Annotated in this window: 2 rRNA genes; both read left to right on the top strand. The window is 56.2% G+C overall.

The annotated features are described in order from the left end of the window. Positions 1-110: 110 nt before the first annotated feature. A 16S ribosomal RNA gene (locus AC5RWD_RS22985) occupies positions 111-1,636 on the top strand. Positions 1,637-2,165: 529 nt separating this feature from the next. Continuing rightward, positions 2,166-4,254, top strand: a 23S ribosomal RNA gene (locus AC5RWD_RS22980); the annotation flags it as partial.

Genomic DNA, 4,254 nt, shown 5'->3' with positions numbered 1-4,254 from the left:
TGCCGGGCTGCCCACCCCCGTGGTGCGGCCTGGTGTTTTTAGCTGGTTTCAAATTTTGTGCAGCCTTCGTTCCTGTTATTTCCGGGGGTGTTGGTTGTGTCTGTTTTACTTCAACGGAGAGTTTGATCCTGGCTCAGGATGAACGCTGGCGGCGTGCTTAACACATGCAAGTCGAACGATGATCCGGTGCTTGCACCGGGGATTAGTGGCGAACGGGTGAGTAACACGTGAGTAACCTGCCCTTGACTCTGGGATAAGCCTGGGAAACTGGGTCTAATACCGGATATGACTCCTCATCGCATGGTGGGGGGTGGAAAGCTTTTGTGGTTTTGGATGGACTCGCGGCCTATCAGCTTGTTGGTGAGGTAATGGCTCACCAAGGCGACGACGGGTAGCCGGCCTGAGAGGGTGACCGGCCACACTGGGACTGAGACACGGCCCAGACTCCTACGGGAGGCAGCAGTGGGGAATATTGCACAATGGGCGAAAGCCTGATGCAGCGACGCCGCGTGAGGGATGACGGCCTTCGGGTTGTAAACCTCTTTCAGTAGGGAAGAAGCGAAAGTGACGGTACCTGCAGAAGAAGCGCCGGCTAACTACGTGCCAGCAGCCGCGGTAATACGTAGGGCGCAAGCGTTATCCGGAATTATTGGGCGTAAAGAGCTCGTAGGCGGTTTGTCGCGTCTGCCGTGAAAGTCCGGGGCTCAACTCCGGATCTGCGGTGGGTACGGGCAGACTAGAGTGATGTAGGGGAGACTGGAATTCCTGGTGTAGCGGTGAAATGCGCAGATATCAGGAGGAACACCGATGGCGAAGGCAGGTCTCTGGGCATTAACTGACGCTGAGGAGCGAAAGCATGGGGAGCGAACAGGATTAGATACCCTGGTAGTCCATGCCGTAAACGTTGGGCACTAGGTGTGGGGGACATTCCACGTTTTCCGCGCCGTAGCTAACGCATTAAGTGCCCCGCCTGGGGAGTACGGCCGCAAGGCTAAAACTCAAAGGAATTGACGGGGGCCCGCACAAGCGGCGGAGCATGCGGATTAATTCGATGCAACGCGAAGAACCTTACCAAGGCTTGACATGGACCGGACCGCCGCAGAAATGTGGTTTCTCCTTTTGGGGCCGGTTCACAGGTGGTGCATGGTTGTCGTCAGCTCGTGTCGTGAGATGTTGGGTTAAGTCCCGCAACGAGCGCAACCCTCGTTCCATGTTGCCAGCACGTAGTGGTGGGGACTCATGGGAGACTGCCGGGGTCAACTCGGAGGAAGGTGGGGACGACGTCAAATCATCATGCCCCTTATGTCTTGGGCTTCACGCATGCTACAATGGCCGGTACAAAGGGTTGCGATACTGTGAGGTGGAGCTAATCCCAAAAAGCCGGTCTCAGTTCGGATTGGGGTCTGCAACTCGACCCCATGAAGTCGGAGTCGCTAGTAATCGCAGATCAGCAACGCTGCGGTGAATACGTTCCCGGGCCTTGTACACACCGCCCGTCAAGTCACGAAAGTTGGTAACACCCGAAGCCGGTGGCCTAACCCCTTGTGGGAGGGAGCCGTCGAAGGTGGGACTGGCGATTGGGACTAAGTCGTAACAAGGTAGCCGTACCGGAAGGTGCGGCTGGATCACCTCCTTTCTAAGGAGCACCTACAACCGGTGGCCGGGACGGATGTCCGTGGATGGCTGGTTGTCAGGAGTACAGCCCGTTGCGCAGGCGATTGTTCTGCGGCGGGTGCTCATGGGTGGAATATCAGCAAATAGCGGCTGCATGGTTTTTGTCCTGGTTCAGTACGGATGGTGTGCCCCTTTGGGGTGCCTGTCCTGGAACGGCGGGGGCGGGGGTTGTGTGGTTTAGTGTTTGGCACACTGTTGGGTCCTGAGGCAACAGGGCCGGGGATGCTGCGGTTTTTGGCCGTGGGTTTTTCCGGGTTTTGTTTGTTTCTGGTTTCCTGGCTGCACCGATCGCGCGTGGTGGCTGTTCCTTTGGGGCGGCTGGTGTGTGGGGTGTGTGGTACGGGGTTGTTGTTTGAGAACTACATAGTGGACGCGAGCATCTTTTATAAGAAGCAATTTCCAAGAATATGAACCTGGATCTGTCGCTGCTGCCTTTTGGGTGGTGGTGGTGGTTTCTGTGGTTCTCTCGAAATTACTCCTTGATCTTTTGTGGTCAAGTTTTTAAGAGCACACGGTGGATGCCTTGGCATTAGGAGCCGAAGAAGGACGTAGGAATCTGCGATAAGCCTGGGGGAGTCGATAACCGGACTGTGATCCCAGGGTGTCCGAATGGGGAAACCCCGCCAGACGCGCGAGTGATCTGGTGACCCGCATCTGAACACATAGGGTGCGTGGAGGGAACGCGGGGAAGTGAAACATCTCAGTACCCGCAGGAAGAGAAAACAACAGTGATTCCGTTAGTAGTGGCGAGCGAACGCGGATCAGGCTAAACCGACTCATGTGTGATAGCCGGCGGGCGTTGCATGGGCGGGGTTGTGGGACTTGTTGTCCTGGTTCTGCCGGACCGGGGAGGTGTGAGTGCTGGTATAGGTGAACGGTCTTGAAAGGCCGGCCGTAGAGGGTGTGAGCCCCGTAACTGTAATGCTGTGCACCGCCTTTGATGAGTATCCCAAGTAGCACGGGGCCCGAGAAATCCCGTGTGAATCTGTCAGGACCACCTGATAAGCCTAAATACTCCCTAATGACCGATAGCGGACCAGTACCGTGAGGGAAAGGTGAAAAGTACCCCGGGAGGGGAGTGAAACAGTACCTGAAACCGTGTGCTTACAATCCGTCGGAGCAGCCTTGTAGCTGTGACGGCGTGCCTTTTGAAGAATGAGCCTGCGAGTTAGTGTTACGTCGCGAGGTTAACCCGTGTGGGGAAGCCGTAGCGAAAGCGAGTCTGAACAGGGCGTTGCAGTGGCGTGATCTAGACCCGAAGCGAAGTGATCTACCCATGGCCAGGTTGAAGCGACGGTAAGACGTCGTGGAGGACCGAACCCACTTCAGTTGAAAATGGAGGGGATGAGCTGTGGGTAGGGGTGAAAGGCCAATCAAACTTCGTGATAGCTGGTTCTCCCCGAAATGCATTTAGGTGCAGCGTTGCGTGTTTCTTACCGGAGGTAGAGCTACTGGATGGCTAATGGGCCCTACAAGGTTACTGACGTCAGCCAAACTCCGAATGCCGGTAAGTGAGAGCGCAGCAGTGAGACTGTGGGGGATAAGCTTCATAGTCGAGAGGGAAACAGCCCAGACCACCAACTAAGGCCCCTAAGCGTGTGCTAAGTGGGAAAGGATGTGGAGTTGCGAAGACAACCAGGAGGTTGGCTTAGAAGCAGCCATCCTTAAAAGAGTGCGTAATAGCTCACTGGTCAAGTGATTCCGCGCCGACAATGTAGCGGGGCTCAAGTACACCGCCGAAGTTGTGGCATTCACATATTTTCCAAGCCTTCGTGGTTCAGGAGTGTGGATGGGTAGGGGAGCGTCGTGTGGGCGGTGAAGTCGCGGTGTAAACCAGCGGTGGAGCCTACACGAGTGAGAATGCAGGCATGAGTAGCGAAAGACGGGTGAGAAACCCGTCCGCCGGATGATCAAGGGTTCCAGGGTCAAGCTAATCTGCCCTGGGTAAGTCGGGACCTAAGGCGAGGCCGACAGGCGTAGTCGATGGACAACGGGTTGATATTCCCGTACCGGCGAAAAACCGCCCATGTTGAACAGGGGATACTAACCGCCCGAGACCTGACCAATCACCCTTGTGGTGTGCGGTTTTTGGTGGAGCGCGGGACCTGATCCTGGGAGGCAAGCGTATTAACAGGTGTGACGCAGGAAGGTAGCCGAGCCGGGCGATGGTTGTCCCGGTCCAAGGATGTAGGGCGAACGGTAGGCAAATCCGCTGTTCATGTGCCTGAGATCTGACGGGACTCCCGTAAAGGGGGGATTCGGTGATCCTATGCTGCCTAGAAAAGCATCGGCGCGAGGTTTTAGCCGCCCGTACCCCAAACCGACACAGGTGATCAGGTAGAGAATACTAAGGCGATCGAGAGAATTATGGTTAAGGAACTCGGCAAAATGCCCCCGTAACTTCGGGAGAAGGGGGGCCCCAACCTTGATGGACACTTGCTGTCCGGAGGGGATCGGGGCCGCAGAGACCAGGGGGAAGCGACTGTTTACTAAAAACACAGGTCCGTGCGAAGTCGCAAGACGATGTATACGGACTGACTCCTGCCCGGTGCTGGAAGGTTAAGAGGACCGGTTAGTCCG

It is taken from the genome of Arthrobacter sp. CMU6, from assembly GCF_059090205.1.
This window is presented reverse-complemented; position numbering and strand designations above follow the sequence as displayed.